General features: G+C 36.0%; 20 protein-coding genes and 1 pseudogene. 17 read left to right on the forward strand and 4 right to left on the reverse strand.

Annotated features, from left to right (window positions below; translation table 11 throughout):
* Positions 1–19: 19 nt before the first annotated feature.
* From Q1B07_RS03005 to Q1B07_RS03050, 10 genes and pseudogenes are all read left to right on the forward strand, one after another.
* A complete protein-coding gene (locus Q1B07_RS03005; protein WP_299831809.1) occupies positions 20–184 on the forward strand; it encodes a hypothetical protein in 165 nt (54 codons plus the stop codon).
* 74 nt (positions 185–258) lie between these two features.
* On the forward strand, positions 259–1,950 hold the full coding sequence (locus tag Q1B07_RS03010) for a recombinase family protein (protein WP_299831812.1): 1,692 nt from the start codon (positions 259–261) through the stop codon (positions 1,948–1,950).
* Positions 1,919–2,254: pseudogene (locus Q1B07_RS03015) on the forward strand (peptidylprolyl isomerase); the annotation flags it as partial. The gene Q1B07_RS03010 and the pseudogene Q1B07_RS03015, both read left to right, overlap by 32 nt.
* Before the next feature lie 432 nt (positions 2,255–2,686).
* Positions 2,687–4,636, forward strand: coding sequence for an LTA synthase family protein (locus tag Q1B07_RS03020; protein ID WP_299088474.1), 1,950 nt, complete (start codon positions 2,687–2,689; stop codon positions 4,634–4,636).
* 183 nt (positions 4,637–4,819) lie between these two features.
* Complete coding sequence (locus Q1B07_RS03025) at positions 4,820–5,446, forward strand: YitT family protein (RefSeq protein WP_299088472.1); 627 nt, start codon at positions 4,820–4,822, stop codon at positions 5,444–5,446.
* A 93-nt stretch (positions 5,447–5,539) separates the two neighbouring features.
* Positions 5,540–5,824 (forward strand): hypothetical protein, encoded by a 285-nt coding sequence (locus tag Q1B07_RS03030; protein ID WP_299088471.1) that lies wholly within the window; start codon positions 5,540–5,542, stop codon positions 5,822–5,824.
* Positions 5,825–6,049: 225 nt separating this feature from the next.
* A complete protein-coding gene (locus Q1B07_RS03035; protein ID WP_299088469.1) occupies positions 6,050–6,640 on the forward strand; it encodes a spore coat protein in 591 nt (196 codons plus the stop codon).
* Between the two features lie 23 nt (positions 6,641–6,663).
* Positions 6,664–7,035 (forward strand): hypothetical protein, encoded by a 372-nt coding sequence (locus Q1B07_RS03040; RefSeq protein ID WP_366945122.1) that lies wholly within the window; start codon positions 6,664–6,666, stop codon positions 7,033–7,035.
* A 191-nt stretch (positions 7,036–7,226) separates the two neighbouring features.
* On the forward strand, positions 7,227–8,204 hold the full coding sequence (locus tag Q1B07_RS03045; RefSeq protein WP_299088468.1) for a ring-cleaving dioxygenase: 978 nt from the start codon (positions 7,227–7,229) through the stop codon (positions 8,202–8,204).
* Between the two features lie 21 nt (positions 8,205–8,225).
* Positions 8,226–8,840 (forward strand): alpha/beta hydrolase, encoded by a 615-nt coding sequence (locus Q1B07_RS03050; RefSeq protein ID WP_299088467.1) that lies wholly within the window; start codon positions 8,226–8,228, stop codon positions 8,838–8,840.
* Between the two features lie 52 nt (positions 8,841–8,892).
* Here the strand turns inward: Q1B07_RS03050 and Q1B07_RS03055 are convergent, their stop codons facing one another.
* The gene (locus tag Q1B07_RS03055) at positions 8,893–9,564 is read right to left on the reverse strand and encodes an SOS response-associated peptidase (protein ID WP_299088466.1); all 672 of its coding nucleotides are present in this window, start codon (positions 9,562–9,564) and stop codon (positions 8,893–8,895) included.
* 147 nt (positions 9,565–9,711) lie between these two features.
* Between Q1B07_RS03055 and dacB the strand changes: the two genes are divergently transcribed.
* The 4 genes from dacB to speD all read left to right on the forward strand — a co-directional run bounded on the left by dacB (position 9,712) and on the right by speD (position 15,827).
* Positions 9,712–11,184, forward strand: coding sequence for a D-alanyl-D-alanine carboxypeptidase/D-alanyl-D-alanine-endopeptidase (gene dacB, locus Q1B07_RS03060; RefSeq protein ID WP_299088465.1), 1,473 nt, complete (start codon positions 9,712–9,714; stop codon positions 11,182–11,184).
* Between the two features lie 91 nt (positions 11,185–11,275).
* On the forward strand, positions 11,276–11,920 hold the full coding sequence (locus Q1B07_RS03065; protein ID WP_299088464.1) for an SDR family oxidoreductase: 645 nt from the start codon (positions 11,276–11,278) through the stop codon (positions 11,918–11,920).
* 454 nt (positions 11,921–12,374) lie between these two features.
* The gene (locus Q1B07_RS03070) at positions 12,375–14,864 is read left to right on the forward strand and encodes a rhamnogalacturonan lyase (RefSeq protein WP_299088575.1); all 2,490 of its coding nucleotides are present in this window, start codon (positions 12,375–12,377) and stop codon (positions 14,862–14,864) included.
* Positions 14,865–15,020: 156 nt separating this feature from the next.
* Positions 15,021–15,827, forward strand: coding sequence for an adenosylmethionine decarboxylase (gene speD / locus Q1B07_RS03075; RefSeq protein ID WP_299088574.1), 807 nt, complete (start codon positions 15,021–15,023; stop codon positions 15,825–15,827).
* A 77-nt stretch (positions 15,828–15,904) separates the two neighbouring features.
* Here speD and Q1B07_RS03080 read toward each other — a convergent pair whose 3' ends face one another.
* Genes Q1B07_RS03080 through fdhD form a run of 3 tightly spaced genes read right to left on the reverse strand, consistent with a single transcriptional unit; the run spans position 15,905 to position 18,032 of the window.
* Positions 15,905–16,147, reverse strand: coding sequence for a hypothetical protein (locus Q1B07_RS03080; RefSeq protein ID WP_299088463.1), 243 nt, complete (start codon positions 16,145–16,147; stop codon positions 15,905–15,907).
* 13 nt (positions 16,148–16,160) lie between these two features.
* Positions 16,161–17,183, reverse strand: a complete 1,023-nt coding sequence (moaA, locus tag Q1B07_RS03085) for a GTP 3',8-cyclase MoaA (RefSeq protein ID WP_299088572.1) — start codon at positions 17,181–17,183, stop codon at positions 16,161–16,163.
* Positions 17,184–17,240: 57 nt separating this feature from the next.
* On the reverse strand, positions 17,241–18,032 hold the full coding sequence (fdhD, locus tag Q1B07_RS03090) for a formate dehydrogenase accessory sulfurtransferase FdhD (RefSeq protein ID WP_299088462.1): 792 nt from the start codon (positions 18,030–18,032) through the stop codon (positions 17,241–17,243).
* A gap of 235 nt (positions 18,033–18,267) precedes the next feature.
* On the opposite strand from fdhD, the gene Q1B07_RS03095 reads away from it, so the two are divergent.
* The 3 genes from Q1B07_RS03095 (at position 18,268) to fabF (ending at position 23,212) form a co-directional block, all read left to right on the forward strand.
* Positions 18,268–20,628, forward strand: coding sequence for an FdhF/YdeP family oxidoreductase (locus Q1B07_RS03095; protein ID WP_299088460.1), 2,361 nt, complete (start codon positions 18,268–18,270; stop codon positions 20,626–20,628).
* A gap of 752 nt (positions 20,629–21,380) precedes the next feature.
* Positions 21,381–21,818, forward strand: a complete 438-nt coding sequence (locus Q1B07_RS03100; RefSeq protein WP_299088458.1) for a DUF6376 family protein — start codon at positions 21,381–21,383, stop codon at positions 21,816–21,818.
* A gap of 158 nt (positions 21,819–21,976) precedes the next feature.
* Complete coding sequence (gene fabF / locus Q1B07_RS03105) at positions 21,977–23,212, forward strand: beta-ketoacyl-ACP synthase II (RefSeq protein WP_299088456.1); 1,236 nt, start codon at positions 21,977–21,979, stop codon at positions 23,210–23,212.
* Positions 23,213–23,292 lie beyond the last annotated feature (80 nt).

Below are 23,292 nucleotides of genomic sequence, written 5' to 3' on the forward strand. Positions count from 1 at the left end.
ATAATGAGAGGTGGGAAGGATGAATAAAATAACAGACATCAAAGACAAGAAAGTAAAAGTTAAAAGCTATTCATCTGTTGGTAAAAATGGAATAAAAATTACCGTATCATTTACTGATAATGAAGAGGACGATAAAAACTCTAGAGAAATAATAAAAGATTTTATTGTAAGAGAGATTCTATAGGTCTCTCTTATTTTTGTATATGATATAATTGGTAGTGGGAGAATCTTTAACAGGTAAAGGTGGAGAAAACAACGATGAAAAAACGAGTTATTACTTTATATCGTGTCTCAACGAAAGGGCAAGTCAACAATGGAGAAGACGATATCCCAATGCAGCGTAAAGCATGTAGAAAATTTATAGATGAACAAAAAGACTGGGAGTTAATAAAAGAATATTCTGAGTTAGGCGTATCTGGTTGGAAAAAAGGAACTGATGATCGTGATGCATTGATACAAATCAAACAATTAGCAGAAAAAGGTGAATTCGACATATTACTTGTATTTCTTTTTGACCGCATTGGTCGAAAGGATGATGAAAGTCCTCTTGTTGTTGATTTCCTTCATAAAAATGGGGTAGAATGCTGGTCTGTCAAAGAAGGAAAAAGAAGCATGGAGAATCACATTGACAAGTTAATGAACTATATAACTTTTTGGCAATCTTCCGGTGAGTCACTGAAAACCTCCGTACGTGTACAGGAAATTATGAGTCAAATGAATGAAGAGGGCTTGTATACGGGAGGTAAACCGCCTATAGGATATGAAGTTTATGAAACAACTAAGCGCCATCCTAAAAAAGACAAATTTATAAAAGATATTCGTATCAATGAGGAAGAAAAAGAAATTGTTGAATTAATCTTTAATTTATTCTTAGAGAAGGGATATGGATCAGGAAGAATAAGTCAATATTTAAATGAACATGGTTATAAAAATAGAGAAGGGAAAGTATGGAGAGATAATACTATCCTTAGAATGCTTCGAAATCCCATTTATATAGGAAGAAAGAGATATAACTATAAGGATAAAAACGACAAAAATAAGACTAACACAAATGAAGAATGGAAATTGCAACCTAAAAATGAAGACCTTGTTATTATTGATGAACAAGATTTTTACAAAGTTCAACAGATAATGGATATGAGAAAAAATAAAACCCAATCAAAAAATATAAACATTCCTACAAAAAGCAAATTACTTCTAACCGGTTTCGCATACTGTGGTTACTGCGGTAGCAAATTATCTGCCGATTATAGTGTCAAAAAATATAAAAGAAAAACTGATGGAGAAGTAACTATTACAAAGCAATACAGATATGTTTGTCATCATGCAAAAAGTGTAAAGCATCCTGTAAAATCTTTTGCTTCAAAAAAATACGACAATGATATTCAAGATGAAATTATTAGAGTGTTTAGCGAAGAATTTAAATTAGAAGAATTTATTAACGACTATAAAAAGTATAGAGATAAAAATTTAACTCAGAAGAAAAAAGAATTAAGTCAATTGAAAACATCAATGGAATCCAAACATAAACAATTAGATAAATTGAATGATGAATTAGTTAATGTATTGATGGGTGAAAGTAAATTTACAGAAGATCAGTTGAGTAGAGCCTTGAAGAAGGTAGAGGGAGAAATTGAAGAGATCCAGTGTAGGATTAATGAGTGTGAAGAGGAAATAAGAGGAGTCGAATTAGAAGCTAATGATGCAAAGAATATAATTGATAATTATGATGGTTGGGTTGAAGAGTACCAAAAAGCTGATTTCGACAGAAAAAAGATAATGCTGTCTCAAGTAGTTGATAAAGTAATTATCAAGAAAAATGAAGCACATATACAATTTAAGTTTATCATAGAAAGAAATATCAGTGATTTAGGGGAAAATCTTGATAATATCGAGGTGTATAATACCTCCACTTCCGACCGGTATAGGCGGTCCAGATTACAGTATTAAAGGAGAATTTACTTCAAATGGCTTTGAAAACAATTTAAAGCATGAACGAGGCGTCATTTCAATGGCACGCACACAGGAACCTGATTCGGCAGGCTCGCAATTTTTCATTATGGTAGCGGATTCCAGCCATTTAGATGGGGAATATGCAGCTTTCGGGAAGGTAACAGAAGGTATGGATGTAGTTGATCAAATCGTCAATGTTGAAACAGATCAACAAGACAAGCCGTTAGAGGAGCAGAAAATCAAACATATAAAAGTTGATACCTTTGGTGTGGATTATCCAGAACCAGAAAAGATAGAGTAGCTTTATTAATATGTAAATATATTTACGGCGAAAGGAATCATTAAACTAAGTCGTACTATTTATTTCGAAAAAATAGAGAGGTTGTCTCAAAAGGGTTTGTGACCTTTGGCTGAGACAGCCTCTTTTTATTGAGAAAAAAGTCATTTTGACTTTTTTGTTCACTTAAAACCACCTCATCGCTGAAATTCTTTGCAAGATAAATCAAATGAAACATAGTTTTAAAGGAATAATCCGTTCATAAATTGTTAATAATTTTGTTGAATGCAGTCAGGACATAGCTTCATAGACATTCTGTAAATTTATAAGATTGCAATCTAGCAAAAAATGAGTTAATATTTATTACTGTTAATTAAATGTAAATTTAAAATCAATTTTATGTAAATTTCAATTGGATAATTGTAAATTTTTTATTCAATTAAAGAGGTGTTTCAAATGAAAACAAAATTAACTTCGTTACTGAATAAACCGATTGCTTTTTTTACACTTGCTGTTGTACTTTTATGGATTAAAACCTATTCTGCTTATAGAGTAGAGTTTAGCTTAGGTATTGATAATAAGTTGCAGGAGTTTCTTTTATTTATTAACCCTGTAAGCTCGGCTATATTATTTTTAGGTCTTGCCTTATTTTTTAAAGGGAAAAAATCATATGTATGGATGATTATTATTGATTTACTTCTATCATTCTTGCTATACGCAAATATTGTGTATTACCGCTTTTTCTCTGATTTTATTACCTTACCAACATTGACACAAACAGGGAATGCCGGTGACTTGGGACAAAGTATTGAAGCGTTGCTAAAACCTTACGATGTTTTGTACTTCTTAGATACAATTATTTTAGTTGTATTAGTCTTGATGAAGGCCGTCAAACCTGCACCGATTAAAATGAAAAAGCGTGCGTTAGTGATGGTTTTTTCTGCAGCAGTTGCATTTTTTGCTGTGAATTTAAGTCTAGCTGAAGCAGATCGACCTCAGTTGCTTACAAGAACATTTGATCGTAACTATATTGTGAAATATTTAGGTATGTATAATTTTACCATTTACGATGCCGTTAAAAGTACAAATGCCTCTGCACAACGTGCGATGGCAGACTCTGATGACATTACTGAAGTGACGAACTATACAAATGCGATTTATGCTGAACCAAATCCTAAATACTTCGGGGTCGCAAAAGATCGAAATGTTATTTATATTCATTTAGAGTCTTTGCAGGAGTTTATCATTGATTACAAGTTAAATGGGGAAGAGGTTACACCTTTCCTTAACTCTATGACAAGAGATAAAAATACGTTTTATTTTGATAACTTTTTCCATCAAACGGGACAAGGTAAAACTGCGGATGCTGAATTTATGTTAGAAAACTCGTTATTTGGATTGCCGCAAGGATCAGCTTTTTCTACGAAAGGGCGTAACACGTATCAAGCAGCACCAGCTATTTTAGGACAAAACGGCTACACGTCTGCCGTGTTCCATGGAAATACAAAAACATTCTGGAACCGAAACGAGATCTATAAATCATTAGGCTTTGATAAGTTCTTTGATTTGAGTTATTATACGGCAAAAGAAGGAGATATTGTGAATTATGGTTTAATGGATAAGCCATTTTTCGAACAATCCATTCCGATGCTAAAATCATTAAAACAACCGTTCTATACAAAATTTATAACATTAACGAACCATTTTCCTTATCCAATTGATCAGGATTTAGCTACGATTGAGAAGCATACAACTGGAGACAAATCAGTAGATAACTATTTCCAGACTGCTAGATATTTAGACGAAGCTATTAAACAATTCTTCTCTGATCTTAAAGCATCAGGATTATATGAAAACTCAATCATTGTAATGTATGGAGATCATTATGGTATTTCAGATAATCATAATAAGGCGATGTCTACAGTGTTAGGTAAGGAAGTAGGAGATTTCGAAAATGCTCAGCTTCAGAGGGTACCACTATTTATTCACATTCCTGGAGTAGAAGGCGGTACAATGCATCAGTATGGCGGACAAATTGATTTAATGCCGACTCTCCTTCATTTACTAGGAATTGAAACAAAAGGATATGTTCAATTGGGGACAGATCTATTATCAGAAGATCATCAAGAGGTTGTACCATTCCGTAACGGTGACTTTGTAACGGAAAATGTAGCAGGAATAAATGGTAAATATTATGATACCCAAACGGGTGAACAGGTTGAAGTAAATGAAGAAATCAAAAAGTATGATCAAATCACCCAAATGAAGCTCAAGATATCAGACAAAATTGTCAACCAAGATTTATTGCGTTTTTACACCCCTCAAGGGTTTGACCCAATTGACCCGTCTGATTATGATTATACGAATCGGATGACGGATGAAAATGCTGAAGTAACTAAAAAGTAAAAAATATGGCTGTTAAGGGATTTTCTCTTAACAGCTTTTTTGTTTTGAGAATATGTTAATTAATCATTGAAACATAAAATAAATGTCGCAATAAACTTAAGTTTCCGAATAATTCTCAGCTTATTGACCATTGTTACCCTATGCTATAAGTTAGTAGAGGACAACAATGATCGGGGGATCTATATGACTCTTATTAAAAGACTTTTATTTGTACTAGTTGGACTAGTTATTACATCATTCGGAATAAAACTTTTAGCAGATAATATGTTAACATTCGGAGGAACGGCAGGGATTGCGACGATTCTAGGTTATGCATCAGAGATTTCATGGGGAAGTTTATTTTTTATTGTAAACTTGCCGTTTTTTCTTATTTCTATACAGGAGCTTGGAAAATGGTTTACTATATCCAGCTTATTATCGATAACCGGGATCTCTATACTGCGTGAGTGGTACGATCTCTTCATTCCTGCTTTTCAAATGAATCTTGTTCTTGCTGCAATTCTAGCAGGCTTGCTGATTGGAATTGGTGTCACGTTTGTTTTGAATAATGGTTCATCATTAGGCGGAATCCACATTTTAGGGCTTTATATTGATAAGAAATTCGGCATTAACAGAGGACTCGTTTTATTCATTTCCGATTCCTTTATAATTATTCTTACGCTAACAATGGTGGGATGGTTTAAAGCCCTAGTTTCGATAATGTGTATTTTTATTGCCAGCTCCATTATTGGCCGATATAAAAAGTCACCGATAAAAGAAATGGAACGAGACCAGGAAGAGAAGCTAGCAGATCATCAGATACATTCTTAAGCTATAGTTAACACTACCCTTGATTGGAAACATTTTAGGGTAGTTTTTTTATCGAATCTCAACTAATGTAGTTATTAGAGGAGAGGAGATAAAGTGAATTATTTAACAGTAAACAAAATTATTGAAAATACAGAATCGATTCAGGCGAAAAAATACTTGATGGAATTATGGTATGCAATTGAAGAGGAAAGCTTCCCTTTATCACTCAAATATCATACCTTTAAGCATCAATTCATGCATTTAAAGGCAAGTGCTCCAAAGAATTGGAACTTAGATTGGGATGGAAGCCAATTTTCCTTATCCAGACAAATAAAACATCATTGCTACTTTTCCATTATTGTTCAGCCGAATGGAATGATCACATATAAATTTTCATAAAAAGGGTCTGTCTCTAAAAAGGATTCAGCTTCCTAACAATTACAATTAAATGGACTAGTTTAGTGTCCTATATTGTGGGTTGGGGGCTCATCCTTTGATTTGAGACAGCCCTTTTTTTGTTGAGGAAAATAAGTTTTAACAAGATGATGGTTTATATGTATAAAACATTTTAGTTAGTGGGATTTTAATTTTGGCATTACAAAATTGTTTCAAGGAGGAATCGTGATGCAAAACCAAATGAACCAAATCAACATTGGCGCACATGAATTGATGGAATGTCATGAGGTTCTTTGCAGTATGATAAATGGAATTAATCATTTCCAACTTTATCAGCAATATTGCCAGGACCAAGAATTAAAAAACATTCTAAATAATCAACTTTCATTTATGACAAATGAATACAATGCGTTTGTTAATGTGCTTCAACAAAAGTCCAATATCGGACAGTTGCCAAGTGTGAAATCACAGGTCAATGTGTCACCAACCTATGGAGTAAGCAGCAATGCAGTTCCAGAAGGACCAAATGCTTCAATTAGCCAATTAAATGACCGCGATATCTCGTCAGCAATGCTTGGCTGTCATAAAGCTGGTGCGGTATTTAAAATGCATGCTTCTTTAGAATGTACAGATCCGCAAATAAGAGAGATGATGATTCAAGGAGCAAAAAATTGCGCTGATCAAGCGTATGAAACATGGGGCTATATGAATAAAAAAGGCTATTATCAAGTACCGACATTTGATCAAACAACTACTCGTTCGTTAATGAACAGTTATCAGCCAAGCAGTTTATACAGCAATCCGCCGCAACAACAATAATACTATTTGATGGAGGGACTAATATGCATACACAACAACATGCTTTACAACAAATCAATGAATGTCGTCAACTTGTTCAACAATTAATCCAACAAACAGAACAAGGAAACCAATTGTACAAACAAATGCTCCAACAAGAGCAGCAAAACGCACAAATGTTACAACAGCTTATGCAACGCGAGCAACAAGCTGTACAAAATATTCAACAAAGCCTTCAAGGTCATCAACAAGCCATCCAAAAATGTCAGCAAATTTTAAACACTTGTAATCAAATGCAACAGGAAGTTTCTCAGGGTATAGCTTACAATGTTGATTTTCAACGATTTCAACATCAAACACAACAGGTTCCAAGCTATCAAAGCTTCCAACAAGGCCGACAATTTATGCCACAATAATTGGACATAATCTTTAGGGTCTGACCTTCCATTAAAACACAGATTAATGTGATGGGGTTAGACCCTTTCATTTTTATATAAAACCGTACAAGTTCTTATGGGTTGACATACATAAACTAATTCATTTATAATTTATCTTGAATTCGAGATTATTTCATTTGAGATAACGGTTATGAAGAAAGGAGCTTTTTATGAATAGAAAATCATTAAAAGGTATTCACCATGTCTCAGCTCTTACAGCAAATGCGAAGGAAAACTATCATTTTTATACAAAGGTTTTAGGTATGAGATTAGTTAAAAAAACAGTTAATCAGGATGATACATCTGTTTACCATTTGTTTTATGCAGATGAACGTGGAAATCCAGGTACAGATTTAACGTTCTTCGAAATTCCGCATGCGGGAAGAACATATCCGGGAACAAATAGTATAAGTGCAACGTCTTTACGTGTAAAGGATGATCAAACACTAAAGTTTTGGGAGAATCGCTTTAAAGAATTACAAATTAAACATGATGAAATTAGCTATGAAAGTGGTAGAGCAAGCCTTGCCTTCCGGGATCATGAAGGTCAACGCTTAATTCTTGTATCTGATCAGGAAAACGGAGGTGTCCCAAGCGGAATTCCATGGAATAAAAGCCCTGTTCCACAAGAAAAAGGGATTACTGGACTTGGTCCGGTACATTTAACAGTCACTAGACCGGAACGGACGATAAACGTTTTAACAAACTTGATGGGCTTCCGGGAAAAATCAGGTTATTTGAGAGAGTTCGACCAAAAGAAAGTGCGAGTTTTTGAAACTGGTGAAGGTGGTTCTGGTGCAGAAATCCACATCATTGAAGAGAAAGAATTGAGTCGTGAACGTCCTGGACGTGGAAGTGTTCACCATGTTGCCTTTCGAGTGGAGGATGTTGAGGAATTAAATAAATGGGTCGATGTGTTAAACGAAAGTCATTTACCAAATTCAGGATTTGTTGAGCGTTATTATTTCCGTTCTTTATACTTTAGGGAGCCGAACGGTATTTTGTTTGAGCTTGCGACAGATGGACCTGGATTTGAAGGTGATGAGGACTTTGAGCATCTTGGTGAAAATCTGGCTCTTCCACCATATTTTGAAGGTAGACGGAAAGAAATAGAAGCAAAGTTAAAACCGTTAGATACAAAAGAATAAGAAGACAAAGGAGTAGACAGAATGAAACATATTTTTATAGAAGGAAAAAATAAAAACGCACCAACTCTTTTACTTCTACATGGAACAGGTGGAAATGAGCGGGATTTACTGCCTATTGCTGAAATGATTGACCAAGATGCATCTGTGTTAGGTGTTAGAGGTAATGTATTAGAAAATGGCATGCCCCGGTTTTTCCGCCGACTAGCGGAAGGAGTGTTTGATGAAGAAGATTTGATTTTCCGCACGGAAGAATTAAACGAGTTTCTTTCAGAAATGGCGGAACAGCATCAGTTTAACCGTAACAATGTTGTTGCGATCGGTTATTCAAATGGCGCTAATATCGCTGCCAGTCTTATGTATCATTATAAAAATGCATTAAATGGGGCAATTTTATTACATGCAATGGTGCCAAGAAGAGGAATTGAAGTTCCGGATTTAGCAAACACGCCAGTTTTCATCGGTGCCGGAACAAATGATCCGCTAATTCCCCAAGCAGAAACGAAGGAGTTAACCAATGTGTTGCGACAAGCGAACGCGGCAGTAACAGAGCATTGGGGTAATGCCGGACATCAGCTTACTAGAGAAGAGATTGAAAAAGCAAAAGAGTGGTATGATCAACATTTTTGGGACAAATAAATAATCAGATAGAGAGGCTGTTGGGGCAGCCTCTTCCTATTTATGAAGACGATTAAAGGCTGTTTAACGGTTGTATACATTTTGCATTGTCATTACGCGGTGAATTGACAATGTTCGAAACCGGATAAGCATCCATCAGATTTGCTTCATATGGGCTAAGAAAGGAATGTAATGTATCAAGGTTTTGGAAGTCCCTATTAAGCCAACGCTCATATGTTTCAGGAGGAAGAATAACAGGCATGCGATCATGAACATCTTTTGTAAGTTCATTTGCTGTCGTTGTGATAATTGTACATGTGTAAAGCGGTTTTTCATCACCTAAATTTGATTGTTCCCAAAGTCCTGCAAATGCAAAAGGTCGACGATCCTTCATGGTAAACCGATATGGTTGTTTTTTATTATCCTGTTTTTTCCATTCGAAAAAGCCATCGCATAAGATTAAACATCTTTTTTTCTTAAAAGCCTGTCTAAAGCTTTGTTTCTGGGCAATCGTTTCCGCCCTTGCATTTATTAGCTTATTCCCAATCTTTAAATCCTTTGACCATGGAGGGACAAGCCCCCAACGCATCGAAACTCCCACCCGATTTCGCCCATTAGACCCAACGACCAATATATCCTGGGATGGGGCAATATTAAATCGGTATTTTATCTCCTCATGTATGATAAATTCAAATTGCTCCTGCAGAATTTCCTGCTCTGTTGCTAACGAAAATCGTCCGCACATTGATAAACACCGCCGTTTATTTTCTGATCTTTCTATATAATAAAGCAAAACATAACAGATTTTCAAACATAGTATTAATCAACATAAAATTGATAAACTTTGAAAAGATTAATCAGTAGATAACATACTTAGGAGGAACAGTCCAATATGGCTAAACTGATAATCTGTCTGCTTTTTTGCCTTGTGTCTACACTTTTTTCAACAAGTATCCACCATATAAGCGCAAATAACTGGACAACTGATCTTAAAAGCCAATTAAATAAACTGCTGAATTATCATCCAATATTACAAGGAACTCTTGCTGGGGTAAGTATTCGTTCATCGTCTAATGGTGAATTACTCTATTCTTATAATGGTGACCTACGTTTAACACCTGCCTCTAACAGGAAGCTGTTTAACGCTGCGGCAGCTTTAGAAACATTAGGAAAAGATTATCAATTTCATACTGAATTCCTGACAGATGGGTCAATTAATTGGAAGGTGCTTGTTGGAAACCTTTATGTAAGAGGAAAAGGAGATCCTACTCTTTTACCTGAAGACTTTGATCGGCTGGCGCAAGAATTAAAAAAGAAAGGGGTTAAAATAATACAAGGGGATTTGATTGGGGATGATTCTTGGTATGATGATATCCGTTATTCGATTGATGTCCCTTGGAGTGATGAGACTTTTTATTATGGTGCGCAAATCTCTGCTTTAACAATTGCCCCTGATAAGGAGTATAACCCAGGGACTGTAAATATTGAGATTATCCCTCACAACAAAACGAACAATAAAGCTATGATCAATGTACATCCGCAAACAAGAATAGTCAAGATTATTAATAAAACAAATACAGTATCGGATAAAGGAGAAAACACCATTAGTATCTGTCGAGAACATGGTTCGAATATAATAACAGTTAAAGGAACAATACCAATCAATACGCCAATACAGAAAGAATCAATTGCTGTTTGGGAACCGACTTTGCATGCTGTTCAATGGTTGAAACATTCACTAAAAAAACAAGGAATAAGGTTGGTTGGCGATGAAAAAGTTGGAGTGACACCTGATAAAGCAAAACTAATCCTTTCTCACCGTTCAATGCCTTTATCAGAATTGCTAATACCGTTTATGAAATTAAGCAACAATAGCCATGGAGAGATCTTAATTAAGGAAATGGGAAAGGTATTTAAAAATAATGGCAGCTGGGAAGCTGGTCTGGAGGTTGAACGACTTGCCCTTGCTGAATTGGGTGTCAATACAAGTAACATAGAATTTAGGGATGGATCTGGGATCTCACACTTAAATTTGACCTCAGCAAATGAACTTTCGAATTTGCTTTATCAAGTGAAAAAACGGGAATGGTTTCCGATCTTTTTAAACTCTTTGCCTATTGCCGGATCCAAGGAAAAAATGATCGGAGGGACATTACGTAAACGCATGACAAGTCCACCTTTAAATAAACATGTTATAGCAAAAACAGGCACCCTAACAAATGTGACGTCTCTTTGCGGCTATGTGCAAACGAAGAAAGGTGAAACGGTCATTTTCTCCATACTCATGAATCATCTACATAATGAAGCTGAAGGAAAACTTGTGGAAGAGGAAATTGTAAAGTTGATCGCTAATGGTGATTTTTAATTAAAAAAGCAGACTTTTTGAATCGTATCTTTTTCTTTGAAATAATAGAAATGACGTGCATTATATTACTAATGGGAGGAGCAAGGATTTTATGAAGGTATTTGTAGTTGGTGCTAATGGGCAAATAGGTAAACAGCTTGCTCAAATCTTAAAAGAAAGTGGAGAACACACTGTTCGGGCAATGGTACGAAAAGATGAACAAATGAGGATGTTTTCGGAAAATGGAATTGAGGCAGTAATAGCAGATTTAGAAGGTAGTGTAGATGAAATCGCAAAAGCTGCCAGCGGCTGTGACACCATTGTTTTCACTGCAGGTTCCGGCGGACATACTGGGGCAGATAAAACACTATTAATTGATCTTGATGGGGCTGTAAAAACAATTGAAGCAGCAGAAAAAGCTGGTATTAATCGGTTTATCATGGTAAGTGCACTTCAAGCCCACAATAGAGAGAATTGGAATGAAAAAATAAAGCCTTATTATGTTGCGAAACATTATGCTGATAAAATGCTCATGAAATCTGATTTAAATTATACAATTATCCGGCCTGGAGGATTACTAAATGAACCAGGTAAAGGTAAAATATCTGTTGGAGAAAATTTAATGAGAACGACAATTCCTCGTGAAGACGTAGCACGAACAATTATGGCCAGCTTAAATGAGGAGCATACTTATCATCGTTCATTTGACCTTGTTACTGGAGAAGAATCAATTTCAGATGCCTTGAAAAAGGTTTAAGTTAAAGAAGTATTTAAACCCTTTTTACAGAGAGTTCTTTCTGTAAAAGGGTTTTTTACGTTCTTTTAAACTTGCCGGTTAATTTAATCAGTATAAACTAGAGAGTTTTTAAAAGAAACACTGTTTTTTATAAATAGTAGACTGATTTTTTTATGTAAGTGTAAAATTTATTCCCCTATAATTAAATTGAATTCTCAATTTTCTGCTTTTTAAAAATGTAAGTGCTTTCAATACCTGGTTTTTATGTTTAATTACAGGAGGTGATTAATCAGTCCTAAAAAAGCAGATTTTTTTGAATTTAATGATGAATTTAACCGCTAGAACTTATTATAATTTGCGTCATTTACTTATTTAGTAAGCTTTAAATTTTAACGGAAAGGTGATGAACAAGAACGTGAAAAAACAATCACTAACCAAAAAGGTTTTAGCAGCATCCCTAGCAGTTCCTCTATTAATGTCAGGTTTTCAAAGCAATGCATCAGCTAAAACGGATAACCCAATTAAGGGGAATGGAATCCAATTAGAATATCTTGATAGGGGTCTCGTTGCAGCTTCTACATCTGAAGGTAATTTTTTAAGCTGGAGGCTGTTAGCCGATGAGGTTACCAGACAATCAGATACCGGTTTAACTGGGGTAAACTTTCATCTTTATCGTAACGGTGAAAAAATTGCCACGATAAAAGATAGTACAAACTATTTAGATGCAAATGGATCGCCAACGTCAACTTACTATGTAAAGGCAGTTAAAAATGGTAAAGAAATCGATCAAAGCAGTAAAACAACATCTTGGGAACATACATATTACGATTTAAGATTAAAAAAGCCGGCAGATGGTGTCACTCCAAGTGGTGAAGCATATTCTTACACGGCAAATGATATGAGTATAGGGGATGTTGACGGTGATGGTCAATATGAATTCTTTGTAAAGTGGGATCCTACAAACTCAAAGGATGTATCACAAAAAGGCTATACAGGAAAAACGTATATTGATTGTTACACATTCGATGGCACATTGTTATATCGAATAGATCATGGGGTCAATATCCGCTCTGGAGCACATTATACGCAATTTTTAGTCTATGATTTCGATGGAGATGGTAAATCCGAATTAATGTTTAAAACAGCACCAGGAACAAAAGTAATTAGATATGATAAGCAAGGTAATATCAAATCCGAGGACTATATTACTATGCCAAAAGAGGATCGAAAAGCAGGCTACAGTCATCAAGATGATTACCGCATGAGCAGTAAAGATTATTATCAACATATAGTAGATATGTTTATGAACTGGCATAACCATGAGGAAGTGATCAATGGAAATTGGCCGTCAACACTAGAAGAAAGCTTTGGTATTGAAAAGCAATACCAATATCCATTATCAAGAGAGGATGCTGAAAGCTTAGCCGATTATTTTATTGATGAATATGCACCAAGCAGAAGCTCGCGCAATGATCTAAGAAGTTTTGAAGGATTTATCCTTACTGGCCCTGAGTATTTATCAGTATTTGAAGGTGAAACAGGTAAAGAATTAGAAACAATTCATTATAAGTATGGTCGTCATGATGATGGATTAATGTGGGGAGACTACGCAATGTCAAGAATCGAGCCGGGCAATCGTGTTGATCGATTCCTTGCAGGTGTAGCCTATTTGGACGGGAAAAAGCCATACGCTGTTTTCTCACGAGGTTACTATACAAGAACAACAATGGTGACGTATAGCTGGGACGGGGAGCATCTCAAGGAAAACTGGTCAGTTGATAGTGGATGGACACCAATGAGCAATCCTTTCAATGATAGTCCTCATGGTAAATTTGGAACTAGTGAGGAATTTGGTTCTCTTACAACTCAAGGTGCGCATTCATTGAGTACCGCAGATGTTGACGGGGATGGAAAGCAAGAAATCATTTATGGGTCTGCTACAATTGATCATAATGGTGCATTGCTCTATAGTTCCACTGATGTCATGCCGCCGGAAAGTGCAACACCTGGTGTAACAGCTGGTTTAGGTCATGGAGATGCCTTGCATGTCACAGATATTGATCCGGAACGCGAGGGCTTAGAAATTTTTATGGTTCACGAAGGCGGAAGATATGCACCATACGGATATGCACTAAGGGATGCGAAAACCGGAGAGGTGATATACGGCGGATACACTGGTAAGGATACAGGCCGAGGTATGATCGGTGATGTTGAACCAGACACTAAAGGGTTGGAGACTTGGGCAGTTGGATTATGGTCAGCAAATGGTACTAAACTCAGCGACCAGGCACCAGGTACAAATATGAATATTAAGTGGTCTCCTGATATGACAACACAGATTGTCAGTGGATCAATCGATAGTACACCAACAATTAATAATTGGAAAAAAGGAACGGTTTTAACAGCAGAAAATACACGAACAAATAATCATACGAAAGGGAATCCTTCATTAGTAGCTGATGTTTTTGGTGATTGGCGTGAAGAGCTGCTTGTTCGTACTGCTGACAGTCAAGCAATCCGAATTTTCCTAAGCACAGAGGTAACAGATCGGAAATTATATACATTAATGCACGATCCACAATACAGAACCGGTATTGCATGGCAAAATGTTGGCTATAACCAACCAGCATACACAAGCTTTTATTTCGCATCAGATACAGATTGGGGAGAGGTTCCTGTACCTGACATAGAAATACCAAGTAAATTGAGTGTTTTAAAAAATATCCTTTCTACAATTATAGAAAATAAAGAAATCGAAGCACCGCTTTCTTCACAACTAGCCAATACTTTAAAACAAGCTCAACTCCATGAAAGAAAAGGTAACAAAAAACAAATGATTTCATTTGTTGAAAGATTCATTGATCAGGTAAAGGACGCTTCTGTGAAAAATAATGTTTCAGAAGATGCAAGAGAACTTCTGGTAAACCAGTCAGAACATATAATGAACGATTTAAATAATGAATAATTGAAATTGTCGTCTCCCAATCTCAAGGGAGGCGATTTTCAGTTTAAAAGGATTTCCTCTTATACTGATTTCTTTTTCCAGAAACGGGTAAGATATATATGACTTGTAAAGATTCGGAAAATAGTACAGGTGAAAAAATCCATACAAGGGGGAAGAATCATGCTAATTCCAGAGCAGCGAATACAGCTACACGGATTTAATAACTTAACAAAATCACTAAGTTTTAATATGTACGATATTTGCTTTACAAAAACGAGGGAAGAACGGGAGGCATATATTGAATATATTGATGAACAATATAATGCTGAACGATTAACAAATATCTTAAAAAATGTAACAGATATTATTGGTGCTCATGTACTTAATATCGCAAAACAAGATTATGTACCTCAAGGAGCAAGTGTGACGATCTTGGTATCAGAAGGACCGATCGTAGAGGTCCCAACAGAATCCTATGATGAATCACCGGGTCCGCTGCCAGAAGCAGTTGCTCTCAGTTTAGATAAAAGTCATATTACCGTTCATACCTATCCTGAATTCCATCCGAATGAAGGGATCAGTACCTTTCGGGCAGATATCGATGTTTCGACATGCGGAGAAATTTCCCCATTAAAAGCACTTAATTATTTAATTCATTCATTCGATACCGATATCATGACAATGGATTATCGTGTTCGCGGCTTTACAAGAGATATAAATGGAGATAAATTATTTATCGATCATGATATAAGCTCAATCCAAAATTACATCCCTGATGAAGTGAAGGAACAGTATGATATGATTGATGTAAATATTTATCAAGAGAATATCTTTCATACAAAATGTAAGCTGAAAAAATTTGATTTAAATAATTATCTGTTTGGTTATACAAAGGAAAAACTAAGCAGAAAGGAACAAGATGAAATAACGGATCGTTTAACAAGAGAGATGGATGAAATTTTTTATGGAAAAAATATTAATTAGGTTAATTTCAAAAAGGGGAGAGATGTCAATCTCTTCCCCTTTTGAAATTTAAACTTCTTTTGTTTAAAGATGGTATGTTATTTCAAAATATTTTTTTCGAAAAGTGAAGTGATTTTTTTGTTGCGAACTTCTCTTTCCTCCTCTGAGGCCAAATCATACTTTTTTAAGTGATGGAACAGCTCATTTAGGTCATTTTGGCTTCGTGGGACGGTTAAAAAGTTAGCGCATTTCTCCGCTAATTCCGATAAAAGAAAAGGGGATTGTTCCTCAAGCTTTTTCTTCACATCTTCTACTGAATGGTCAATGTTACAAGGGCTCACGTTTTGATTCCTCCTAACCTCCGATATGGGACATTTCAATTTTTTTTCGTTTTGTGGATGCTTCACTGCGCTCAAGTGAATATCGATCTTTTCTGCCATGCCAAATATTTTTAAGAAGCTCAGCCAGTTCTATATCAGATAGACCAGATCTTATCGGTTCACGTAAATCATGGCCCATGGAAGCAAATAGACAAGTATACAACATTCCGTTTGCAGAAAGACGGGCACGGTTACATGTTGAACAAAAAGCATCAGATACTGAGGAGATAACACCAATCTCATCATTGGATCCGATATAGCGATACCGTGTAGCCACTTCACCTGTGTAATTTGGTTCGATTGCTTCAAGCGGCATGACCTGATGGATATCTTCAATAATTTGCTTTTTAGGGTACACATCTTGAAGGTTCCATTGATTGGTATTGCCAACATCCATAAATTCAATAAAGCGTAGAATATGGCCTTTTTTGCGAAAAAATTTAGCCATAGGAATAATTTCATGCTCATTCAGCCCGCGTTTTACAACCATATTGATTTTTACTTTTAAACCGGCATCTGCCGCGGCATCTATTCCCTCAATAACTGTCTGAACAGGAATATTGCGTCCATTTATTTTACCGAACAATTCGTCATGTAAAGAATCAAGACTAATGGATACCCGTTTTAAGCCGGCTTCTTTTAACTTTTTGGCATATTTAGGAAGAAGGTAGCCGTTTGTCGTCATTGCAATATCTTCTACGCCATTAATGCAGCTTATGTTTTCAATGAGTATCGGCAAATCCTTTCTCATTAAAGGTTCGCCGCCGGTAATTCTTATCTTCTGCACTCCTAAGGATTGAACAAAAAGGTTCGTCAACCGTACAATTTCTTCATAAGATAGAAGTTCATCTCTTTTTAAAAACGGATAATCTGGTCCAAATATTTCTGCAGGCATACAATACGTACAGCGAAAATTACATTTATCGGTAACAGAAATTCTTAAATCACGAAGCGGGCGGTTAAGATGATCATAAACCGAGTTATTTGCTTTCAATATAGATTCCTCCCACTATAGTTTATCCATTTATAACCTTTCCACAAATAAGTTTTTGCTTTATCCGTTGATGATTCTCTCAGGATGTGAATAAATATTGAATGATTGCCCGCGGATAAACCCAACTGTAGTTATATTTAAGTCATCTGCAAGATTTATGGCAAGATCAGTTGGTGCGGATTTAGAAAGGACAATTCCAACTCCGATTTTTGCTGCTTTTACGAGCACTTCTGACGAGATTCTGCCACTAAAGACAATGATTTTATCACGAACAGAAAGTTGATTCATCATACTATATCCATATAATTTATCTAAAGCGTTATGTCTGCCAATGTCTGTCCGAGTGACAACGATCTTTTCAGGGGTACACAATGCTGCATTATGAGCACCGCCGGTTTCCTGAAAAACAGTACTTCTTTTTTGCATATCATTCATTAGCTTTATACATTGGTCAGGATTAATAGATAGGTTAGTCGTTGCAGTTTTAGCTGTTCGGGCATCATTATGAAAATAAAACTGTCTGCTCTTACCACAGCAAGAACCAATAAATCGTTTTGAATAATATTGCTGGCTCGTTGTCACATCCGCATGCAATGTCACATGGGCATAACCGGCATTTTCGTCAATCGTTAAGGCTTTAATATCATCTAGAAATCGAATCACACCTTCTGATGCCAAAAAACCGAAGACCATTTCTTCAAAATGGGCAGGAGTGCAGACCATAGTAGCAAATTCTTGATTATTAATAAAGATCGTTAATGGAAATTCTGTAACGATATCATCTACAGTATCAAATAATTGACCGTTTGTATATTTCCTTATTTTCTGCTCTACACTTATCTTTTTTATCATACGATTCACCTGATTTTTAAGATTAATAAAGTATAAACATATTCTAATTTATTTAACAAGTATAATATCTAGAGAGTTTTATACTTATTTAAAACATAATTAATGAGTTTAACATTTCCTAGGGTTTGGATGATATTTGCTATAAAGGACAAGGATTATGGAGGATTTTACAGAATTAATTAAGTGAAACAAATAATCATTCTGACTTTCTTTCTATAGATTAGGAGTGAACAAAATGGGAGAGACAAAGCATCAAGGACCTATAAAAGCGACGAAAATACCACAACCAAAACATTGGGTTAGTCCAATTCCCTTCGGCTTAGGAAAAGTAAAACCTCAGCATTTTCGCGATACAATGAAAATTGCCTGGGACAATCGAGATAACATAGGCTATGCGACACGGATTTTAACACAGGGGGTTTGTGATGGTTGTGCATTAGGGGTTTCAGGTCTATATGACCAGACACTTAAAGGACCGCATGTTTGTACAACACGTCTTAATGTCCTTCGCTTAAATACAATGCCGGCAGTAAAAGAAGACATTCTTCATTCTGACATTGATAAATTGCGGAAATATAGTAGTACTGAATTACGAAAATTAGGCCGTATTCCATATCCGCTTATCCGCCGTAAGGGTGAAAAAAGATTTTCGAGGATTACCTGGGACGAGGCAATGGATCTCATTGCAAAAAAAATGAAGAAATTGGACCCGAAACAATATGCGTTTTATTTAACTGCAAGAGGAATTACCAATGAATCTTATTATGTTGCTGGAAAAGTAGCTCGGTTTTTAGGAACAAATAATATAGATAATGCTTCACGAATTTGTCACTCGCCAAGTAAAACGGCACTAAAGCGTTCAATCGGTGTAGGGGCATCGACTGCGAATTATCAGGATTGGTTCGGGACTGATGTTCTAATATTTTGGGGTAGTATTGCTTCCAATTCTTCACCTGTTTCAACAAAATATATGCTTGAAGCTAAAAAAAGAGGAACAAAGATTATTGTGATTAATCCATATAAAGAACCAGCAATGGAGCAATATTGGATTCCCTCAAATATGGAATCAGCATTATTTGGGACAAAAATAGCCGATGACTTCTACCAGGTGAATATCGGCGGTGATATTGCGTTCATGTACGGAATTATGAAGCATTGGTTCGAAATGGAAGAAGCGGAATATGGTTCGGCCATTAACCATCAATTTGTTCAGGAGCATGTAAATGGATACGAGGAACTTAAGGCAAAGGTTCAAGAACAGTCATGGGATGAAATTATAAAATCCTCAGGGGTTACAAAAGAAAGAATGATTGAATTATCCAAGCTGTTAGCCAGGAGTGAAAATGCTGTATTTGCTTGGGCATTAGGCTTAACGATGCACTCTTTTGCTACAGATAATATTTCACAAGTAGCGAATCTTGCTTTTTTACGAGGCTTCTTAGGAAGAAAGAATAATGGCTTAATGCCTTTTAGAGGCCACTCCTCTGTGCAAGGCTCAGGTGAAATGGGTGCAGATCCCTTTGTTTTGCCAGGAAGCGGATTCGATGCCGAGAATATTAAGCGGATGGAACAGATATGGGGATTTGAGATTCCGCAATGGCAAGGTGATATTGTCGGTGTAACCTTAGATAACATCTTGCTTCCAGACACGCATGAGCGTAAGATAAAGCTCTATTATTTATCAGGAGGAAATTTTCTGGAAACAATGCCTGACCCTGATTTTGTAAAAAAAGCCTTATCTGAACTCGATATTCGTGTACACCAAGATATTATTCTAAACTCTTCCACTTTAGTTGATGCAAAGGAAGCAGTTCTTGTTCTACCCGCGAAAACACGCTACGAACAAGAAGGGGGAGGAACATCCACTTCAACTGAACGAATGGTTTATTTTTCTCCAGAAATTAAAGGAAATAAAAATAAAATTTTGGAGGCTCGAGCAGAATGGAAGATCTATATTGACCTTGCCAAACGAGTAAAACCTGAGACAGCCCACTTAGTTGACTTTAAAACTGGTCAAGAAATTCGCAATGAAATTGCTATTGCGAATCGCGATTATGATGGAATACAACATCTTAAGAAACAAGGTGATGTATTCCAATGGGGTGGAGCATGGTTATGTGAAGGCGGAATTTGTCCGACACCTGATGGAAAAGCGACTTTAATCCAGGTTGAGATTCCTGACTTAGGGAAGAAGGAAGGGCAATTTATTGTAACTTCACGTCGTGGAAAACAATTTAATTCGATGGTTTATAAAGAAACGGATCCCTTTAATGGAGCAAGCCGTTATGATGTTTTAATGAATAAGCAGGATGCGCTTGAGCTAAATATTACAGAGGGTGAAGGAATTGTCGTATATAATGGATTTGGAGTTTTTCAAGGCAAAGCAATGTTTGTTGATATAGCAAGAGGAAACATAGAGGTACACTTTCCAGAAGGGAATTTCTTATTGCCAAGAGGCAGATATGAAAAATACGCCGGCATTCCGGATTACAATATTACCGCTAAAGTAGAAAAGGCAGATCGTTTTAATGCGAGGAAGGATGTGCAATATTTAGAGAAACGTATTGAAGAGTTGGAAATTGATGCACCTGTTTAGGAATTAATTCGCCATATCAAAAGGCTGAGTATAAAAGCATTGATAGAATACGGGGCTGGTTGTTATAGAGTCAGCCCCCTGTTTATTTATCGCAATCTAAACGTCCAGTAACCTCAATAGAAGGAAGTCTTACTTATTCTTCATCATTGATTTCACCATCACCAATTTCATCTTCCCCTGGTGCATCATCACAAGCAACAACAGATGTAGCCAAGATACCCGCAAGTAAAAGTACTAATAGCTTTTTCATTGCCTTCATCACCACCTTTTTTAAAAATAAGTGTGTATGTAGGTTGTGTTATTATTGTATGAAATATGTAGTAAGCTACGAAAAATAAAGATGCAACAGTTATTGGAAATTAATTATATTTGTAATATTTTGAAAAAAAATGCTTTAACACCCATGAAAACGTGATAAAATAGAAAAGCTCTTATTTAAAATTTGGGGGTTAAGAATGGACAAGAAAGCAAAGCGGTATATTGAATTATATGTGCATTTTTCACAAAACTTAGGAAGGTTTTTAACAAAATCAGAACAAGAATTTTTGAAGTGGCTTGTGATCAAAGAATAATTTATACATACTTTTTTTGAGGCTGTCTTATAAAGGTCTAACCTTTGCTTTTAGGCAGCTCTTTTTTTATAAGAAGGCTATGCAAGAATTCTTGAGAATAAAATCATTATTAAAAATTTGAAACTTTTCTAATAGTAATCCGTATATTTGATATAACCAATTACAAGAGGTGATTAATAGGTGAAAAAATTACGATCGGTTGCTGCTATTTTGTTAGTGATGATGTTAAGTGCCTGTTCTTTTTTAGAAGATGTGAACAATTCCGTTGATTATGTAAATGAAGCACAAGATTATCTTAATTCATTAAGTGATTTCGCTCAGGAAGCACCGCAACTAGTTCAAGATGCGGCAGTTGATTCAGAGGCAAAACAGAACCTTGAAGAGCAACTAAATACAGTAGTTGAAGAAATAAATACGTTTAATGAATTAGAGGCTCCTGCTATTGCAGAGGATATTCATCAAGATATTGTAAACAATAATGAAAAATTATTAGAAGAAATTAATACAGCAATGCAAAACGGAGAATTAGTTATTGAAGAACTAGAGGATTCGGAAATTATGAATACAGTGAATGAGATAACCTCATTGATGGATTCAATAGAGAACTTAGAATTTTAAATGTGCTCACTGTGTGTGAGACTTTTTTTTTATAAAAAATTAGTATAGAATATACTTTACTACTAAGACCAAGTAACAACTATATTCAAATACTATTTTTATGATCATCAATTGATAAAATACTAGAATAAAGATAGAGTTGAAGGGGAGAAACAAAAATGAAAAAACGAGTCGTTGTTACCGGCATCGGAGCTGTTACGCCTGTTGGCAATGATGCATTTTCTTCTTGGGATCAGATAAAAAATGGGATATCCGGTATTGCGCCATTAACCCGAATTGATACTGAAAAATTCAATGTTAAAGTAGCTGGTGAAGTGAAAAACTTTGTTCCAGAGGAATTTATTGATCATAAGGAAGCTAGAAGGATGGGAAGATATATTCATCTTGCTGTTGCAGCAAGTAAGATGGCGATTTCTGATGCTGGTGTTCGTATTGGAGAGGATGTCGATCCTGAGCGAATAGGAGTATGGATTGGATCAGGTATTGGCGGACTTGATGAGTTTGAAGAACAGCATAAGAGGTATTTAGCAAAGGGTCCTAAGCGGGTAAGTCCGTTTATTATTCCAATGTTTATACCGGATATGGCCGCAGGGAGAGTTTCAATTGAACTTGGAGCAAAAGGAATTAATAACTGTTCAGTCACTGCTTGTGCTTCTGGGGCAAATTCTATAGGAGATGCCTTTCGTGTCATACAAAATGGCCATGTAGATATGATGGTTACAGGTGGAACAGAGGCAGCTATTACAGAAATGACAGTCGCAGGTTTTACAAACATGACAGCTTTGTCTACAAATCCAGACCCGGGTACAGCTAGCCGTCCTTTTGATAAAAATCGTGATGGATTTGTCATTGCTGAGGGTTCAGGTATTTTAGTATTAGAAGAGCTTGAGCATGCGTTAGCACGTGGTGCAAAAATTTATGGTGAAATTGTTGGATATGGAGCAACTGGTGATGCTTATCATATCACAACACCTGCACCTGAGGGAGAAGGCGGTCAACGTGCAATAAAACTTGCATTAAATGATGCAAATCTTAGACCAGAGAATGTGGATTATATTAATGCTCATGGAACAAGCACGTATTATAATGATCTTTATGAAACACAGGCGGTTAAAGAGGTTTTCGGGAAGCATGCATATGAACTCGCGATTAGCTCAACCAAATCGATGACAGGGCATTTACTAGGAGCTGCGGGTGCCATTGAAGCGATTTTCTCAATTATGGCAATTCAGGACGGAATCATCCCTCCAACCATTAACTATGAAACTCCAGATGACGAGCTAGATTTGAATTATGTACCAAATCTAGCGAAAAGAGCGGAAGTAAATGTAGTCTTATCCAACTCTTTTGGGTTTGGCGGTCATAATGCAACATTAGTCTTCAAAAAATATTAAAAAATGAATGAAAGAAAAGGGCTATCTCAAAGTGTTGAGACAGTCCTTTTTTAGCAGGGTCTTGAATAAAATCTGACAAA

The sequence above is a fragment of the uncultured Metabacillus sp. genome (genome assembly GCF_947503125.1).
In the GTDB taxonomy this organism is placed as follows: Bacteria; Bacillota; Bacilli; order Bacillales; family Bacillaceae; genus Metabacillus.

Excerpts from the sequence above, each read along its gene's own strand:
- Q1B07_RS03040 (WP_366945122.1), top strand. The coding sequence starts at position 6,664 with ATGCATACACAACAACATGCTTTACAACAAATCAATGAATGTCGTCAA.
- Q1B07_RS03010 (WP_299831812.1), top strand. The coding sequence starts at position 259 with ATGAAAAAACGAGTTATTACTTTATATCGTGTCTCAACGAAAGGGCAA.
- Q1B07_RS03035 (WP_299088469.1), top strand. The coding sequence starts at position 6,050 with ATGCAAAACCAAATGAACCAAATCAACATTGGCGCACATGAATTGATG.
- Q1B07_RS03050 (WP_299088467.1), top strand. The coding sequence starts at position 8,226 with ATGAAACATATTTTTATAGAAGGAAAAAATAAAAACGCACCAACTCTT.
- Q1B07_RS03055 (WP_299088466.1), bottom strand. The coding sequence starts at position 9,564 with ATGTGCGGACGATTTTCGTTAGCAACAGAGCAGGAAATTCTGCAGGAG.
- fabF (WP_299088456.1), top strand. The coding sequence starts at position 21,977 with ATGAAAAAACGAGTCGTTGTTACCGGCATCGGAGCTGTTACGCCTGTT.
- Q1B07_RS03070 (WP_299088575.1), top strand. The coding sequence starts at position 12,375 with ATGTCAGGTTTTCAAAGCAATGCATCAGCTAAAACGGATAACCCAATT.
- Q1B07_RS03065 (WP_299088464.1), top strand. The coding sequence starts at position 11,276 with ATGAAGGTATTTGTAGTTGGTGCTAATGGGCAAATAGGTAAACAGCTT.
- dacB (WP_299088465.1), top strand. The coding sequence starts at position 9,712 with ATGGCTAAACTGATAATCTGTCTGCTTTTTTGCCTTGTGTCTACACTT.
- fdhD (WP_299088462.1), bottom strand. The coding sequence starts at position 18,032 with ATGATAAAAAAGATAAGTGTAGAGCAGAAAATAAGGAAATATACAAAC.
- Q1B07_RS03020 (WP_299088474.1), top strand. The coding sequence starts at position 2,687 with ATGAAAACAAAATTAACTTCGTTACTGAATAAACCGATTGCTTTTTTT.
- Q1B07_RS03045 (WP_299088468.1), top strand. The coding sequence starts at position 7,227 with ATGAATAGAAAATCATTAAAAGGTATTCACCATGTCTCAGCTCTTACA.
- Q1B07_RS03095 (WP_299088460.1), top strand. The coding sequence starts at position 18,268 with ATGGGAGAGACAAAGCATCAAGGACCTATAAAAGCGACGAAAATACCA.
- Q1B07_RS03005 (WP_299831809.1), top strand. The coding sequence starts at position 20 with ATGAATAAAATAACAGACATCAAAGACAAGAAAGTAAAAGTTAAAAGC.
- Q1B07_RS03025 (WP_299088472.1), top strand. The coding sequence starts at position 4,820 with ATGACTCTTATTAAAAGACTTTTATTTGTACTAGTTGGACTAGTTATT.